This is a genomic window from Aminobacter sp. P4_H6_2 (genome assembly GCF_056400805.1).
This window is the reverse complement of the sequence record NZ_JBFUKO010000436.1, coordinates 1-4640: the sequence shown is the minus strand read 5'-3', so window position 1 is coordinate 4640 and position 4640 is coordinate 1. Positions and strand designations below refer to the sequence as shown.

4 protein-coding genes are annotated in these 4640 nt (G+C 60.0%); 2 read left to right on the top strand and 2 right to left on the bottom strand.

The features are described 5' to 3' along the window. Positions 1-284: c-type cytochrome (locus tag AC1DUU_RS23715; protein ID WP_476785833.1), on the bottom strand; the 284-nt coding region annotated here is incomplete at its 3' end. Between the two features lie 49 nt (positions 285-333). Continuing rightward, a complete protein-coding gene (locus tag AC1DUU_RS23710) occupies positions 334-1935 on the bottom strand; it encodes a flavin monoamine oxidase family protein (protein WP_476785832.1) in 1602 nt (533 codons plus the stop codon). 306 nt (positions 1936-2241) lie between these two features. Between AC1DUU_RS23710 and AC1DUU_RS23705 the strand changes: the two genes are divergently transcribed. Beyond that, positions 2242-2682 (top strand): L,D-transpeptidase, encoded by a 441-nt coding sequence (locus AC1DUU_RS23705; protein WP_476785831.1) that lies wholly within the window; start codon positions 2242-2244, stop codon positions 2680-2682. 414 nt (positions 2683-3096) lie between these two features. Further along, positions 3097-4640 (top strand): molybdopterin-dependent oxidoreductase (locus AC1DUU_RS23700; RefSeq protein WP_476785830.1); only part of this gene is annotated, 1544 nt, incomplete at its 3' end.

Here is a 4640-nt window from a genome sequence, read left to right as displayed (position 1 = left end):
TTTTGGCCATGCACGATGACGTAGATGGGATAACCGCCGGATTCCAGGTTCGCGTTCTTGGCCAGTGCCGGATATTTGCCAGCACCAACTGCGCCTTGCCCTTTGTCCATGTGACAGGCCTGGCAGACGTTGGCATAGAGCTCCTGGCCAGTCTTTTCAGTGAAGTTGTCGCCGGAGCTGAAGGTGACACCCGCCGAATCGGCGAGGGCGCTCGCTGCGGTGAAGGCAGTGAAGAAGGCGGTGGCGGCCAGAAGGCCGAGTGAGCGCCTGGATTGCTGGGTCATGTCGACATCCTTGCGAAAACGAAGGTTGAGGGATGAACGGACATCGCCATCATCCCGCCACGACGCGTTGATGCAGCCTGGTGATCGCATCGAGCGACGACAGGATCGCGCCCTCCATCCACGCCGGGATGTAGGAGGCGTGCTCGCCGGCAAGCACGATGCGACCATCGATCTGGCAGAGATTGTCGTAATGCTCCTTGCGCGCCTCATCGGTCCAGTCGCCGGCGCATCCGAGCGTGAAGGGCGAGCGGTGCCAGGCCATGGAGATGCCGTTTTCGAACTCGTCCTTGTATTGCGGATGGATCTGCGAGCCATACTCGACGGCACGCTTGACGCGTTCTTCCGGCGCCATCGAGGTGAATTCGTAGGAGTGCGGTCCGTTCCAGGTGTAGGCGCCGAGCAGCACGCCCTTGCCGTCGGTGTTGAAGCTGGTGCTCGGATACGAAATCTGGGCAATCGGCAGGTCGGTATAGCTGACGCCGCCGAAGATTAGTTCGTCCTGTTCCCAGAAACGGCGCTTGAACTGAAGGCCGACCTTGACCGACGAGGCGTAGGGCACCGCTTCGATCRCCGCCTGCATCGGGGCGCCGACATTGATCTCGATCTGGCTGAGAATGGTCAGTGGAATGGTGCAGACGCACCAGTCGGCTTTTTCTTCCTTCATCGCGCCGGGGTTGGTCACGTCCTCGTAAGTGACGGTGACGCCCTTTTCGTCCTGATGGATCTTGGAGACCTTGGAGTTGTAGGTGATGAGGTCGCCGACTTCCTTGGTGAATGCCTTGCCGATCATGTCGATGCCGCCGACCGGCTGGAACATGGTCGTCTGGAACTCGTAGAGAGCAAAGTTAGCGAGACTGCCCCATAGGCGCGAGTTCAATATGTCTGTCAGGGCAATAGGATCGCTCGGAATTGGCGCCGCGCCCAGTCCGCCGCCGGGATCCYTGGCAAAGCCGCGGAATTCGGAGGTCGCTATGCTCTTTGTGTAAGCATAGTCCTTGTCGAGCGCGCCCCAGGAGCGCAGTGCTTCGACCAGCATCTCCTGGTCTTCCTTGGTCACGCCGCCTTCGAGCTTGCCGGTATGAGCGACCTTGGCGAGCAGTTCAGAGATATGGCCCTGGAAATCGATCTTGATGTCGCGGACACGCTGCGGCTTGCCGCCGAACGCCTTGGACGAATGTAGGAAGGCATTGTGATTGAGCTGCTGGAATGGCTCCAGTTTGACCCCAAGACGCTTGCAATAAGCCAGAAGCCCGTTGTGATGGTAGGGGATGCGCCACGGTCCCGGATTGATGTAGAGGCCTTCGTCGAACTCGCATTTCTGCGTCGCGCCACCAAGCTCGGTATAGGTGTCGCCGCCGCGCAGCGTCCAGTTTCGTCCGCCGGATCGCTTGTTGTATTCGAGGATCTTTACCTTGTATCCGACTTGGCGAAGCTCAAGTGCCGCAGTCATGCCGGCCAGGCCCGCACCCAAAATCAACACGGTGGCGCCCTTCGGATCGCCCTCCAGTTTGACCGGTCCCTTGTATCCGGACTCAACCGCGAGGCCGAGACTGGTCATCGCCTGATACATCGCCGCTGTACCGGCAGTCAGGCCGATCAACGACAGCAGGTTTCGCCTGCTCATTCCGCTAAAATGTTGGGATTGTTGCATTTTTCAGATCCTCCGGGCAACGGTCCGCTGTGGCCGCACGTTATCCGACTGGAGCACCATGGAACCTGACTCCAGCTGCACGGGCGAGCCTATGCCCAATACCGGTCGTGTCAACTGGGCCACAGTGGGCGATGCGGGAGGCTGGTTTGGGCCACCTAAAAGGTGGCGAAGGGTGTCGTTTCCATCCTGGGTAGTGCCCCCTGCTGCGGTTCGGCTTACACGTTCAATTTACTGGCGGTACAGCTTTTTCAGGGTCCCATCTCGGCTTGAGCGGCATAAAATGCCGGATCGCGGAGTGTAGGGAAAATGTCCAAAGCGCTCTTCGTCGCTGCCACCTTGGCCTTGGCTGCACTTGCCGAACCGGCATTCGCCGACGTTCTTGTCGCCAAGGTCAATATCTCGACCCAGACAATGACCGTCAGCATGGATGGGCGGGTACTCCACCAGTGGTCCGTGTCGACGGCGCGCAAGGGCTATGTCACCCCGCGCGGCAGTTGGYGACCCAAACGCCTGAATCTCATGTGGTACTCAAGCAAGTATGAAAACTCGCCGATGCCCTATTCGGTTTTCTACAATGGCGGCTACGCCATCCACGGCACAGCTTTCGTAAGGCAACTTGGCCGCCCGGCATCGCATGGCTGCGTACGGCTTCAGATCGCGAACGCCGCCGAATTCTACGCGCTGGTCAGGGAAGTTGGGCCGAGCAAGACGCGAATCGTGGTCACCAACGAGGCGAGCGGCTTTTGAGCTGCATGAGCGCCGGTCGCATTTTTACATCGGGTTTAGGTGACGTTGCGGCAATTCTGTTGCGCAATTGTCTCACCTGCGCCGTGAAACGCGCTTCGTAAACCGCAATCGGAGGTGCAAATCATACCCCGCAACGAAAGCGGCTGCTAATATGCAGACGCTTGTCGAAGGGAATTTCATGACATTGGTTTTGGTCGCCGCATATGCTGCTGCCAGCTGGATTTAAGTCGGGGTGACGGGCATCGGAAAGACCGGGGAGTGGGGATTCCCCGGTCTTTCTATTTTAGGCGGCACCTTAGCCCTCCGAACCAAGTTCTTTTCCCTGCATAGATAAATTTTGCCGTAGACTGCCATTTCAAGGCATTTCCTTTCAGTCGGTGCCTCGGTAGGACTCATCCTCAGGGAGTTCGCCGAATGAAGTCAGAACCACACGTAGCGCTTTCGGAACCCGTTTCCGACGAGGTTCGCAAGACCACCTGCTACATGTGCGCCTGCCGCTGCGGCATCGACGTCCACATCAAGGACGGCAAGATCCGCTACATCGAAGGTAATCGCGATCATCCGGTCAATCGCGGCGTTTTGTGCGCCAAGGGCTCGGCTGGCATCATGCAGCATTACGCCCCGGCTCGGCTGCGGGCGCCGCTGCTCAGGACCGGTCCGCGCGGTTCGGGCGAGTTCAAGGAGATTTCCTGGGACGAGGCATTGTCGCTCGCGACCAGCTGGCTGGACGGGGTGCGGCACGAAGATCCGAAAAAACTTGCCTTTTTCACCGGGCGCGACCAGTCGCAGTCGCTGACTGGCTTTTGGGCACAGCAGTTCGGCACGCCGAACTACGCCGCGCATGGCGGCTTCTGCTCGGTCAACATGGCAGCGGCCGGTATCATGACCATCGGCGGGGCGTTCTGGGAGTTCGGTGCGCCCGATTGGGATCGGACAAAGCTGTTCGTCATGTTCGGCGTTGCCGAGGACCATGATTCCAACCCGATCAAGATCGGCATTTCGAAGCTCAAGAAACGCGGCGCGCGCTTCGTTTCGGTCAATCCGGTGCGCACCGGCTATTCGTCCGTCGCCGACAACTGGATCGGCATCCGCCCCGGCACCGACGGTCTGCTGATCCTTGCCGTGGTGCACGAACTGCTCAAGGCGCGGAAGATCGACGTCGATTACATCGTGCGTTATTCCAACGCGACCTGGCTGGTGGTCGACGCTCCCGGAACTGCCGAACACGGGCTTTTCGTGCGTGACGACAATGGCAAGCCGCAGATCTTTGAAACCGTGACCGAGCATGTCGTGCCGCTCGGCACCAAAGGCGCGCGGGCGGCACTTTCGGGCCGTTTCGAGCTACCCGACGGCCGCTTCGCGGTGCCGTCATTCCAGTTGCTCGCCGAAAAATATCTCGACCCGCAATATACGCCGGAGGCGGTTGCCCAAGAGACCGGCGTGTCGGTCGAGACCATCCGTGGTCTGGCCGCCGAGATCGCGCGTGTCGCATTCGATGAGGCGATCAGCATCGACCAGCCATGGACGGATATGAACGGCGAGCGACACGAAGCGTTTATCGGCCGGCCGGTCTCATTCCATGCGATGCGCGGGATTTCGGCCCACTCCAACGGGTTCCAGACGGCTCGCGCCCTGCACATGCTGCAGGTGCTGATCGGCGCGGTCGACTGTCCCGGCGCCTTCCGCTTCGAGCCGCCTTATCCAAAGCCCATCGAGGCGCATCCGACGCCGCACGGCAAAGCCGAACATTTTGGTTCCAACAAGCCGCTTTCGGGCCCGCATCTCGGCTTTCCCAGGGGACCCGAAGACCTGTTGATCGACGCCGAAGGCCGGCCGATGCGCATCGACAAGGCGTTCTCCTGGGATGCGCCGATCTCGGCGCATGGGCTGATGCACATGGTGATCGCCAACGCGCATGCCGGCGACCCGTACCCGATCGATCTCATGTTCCTCTACAT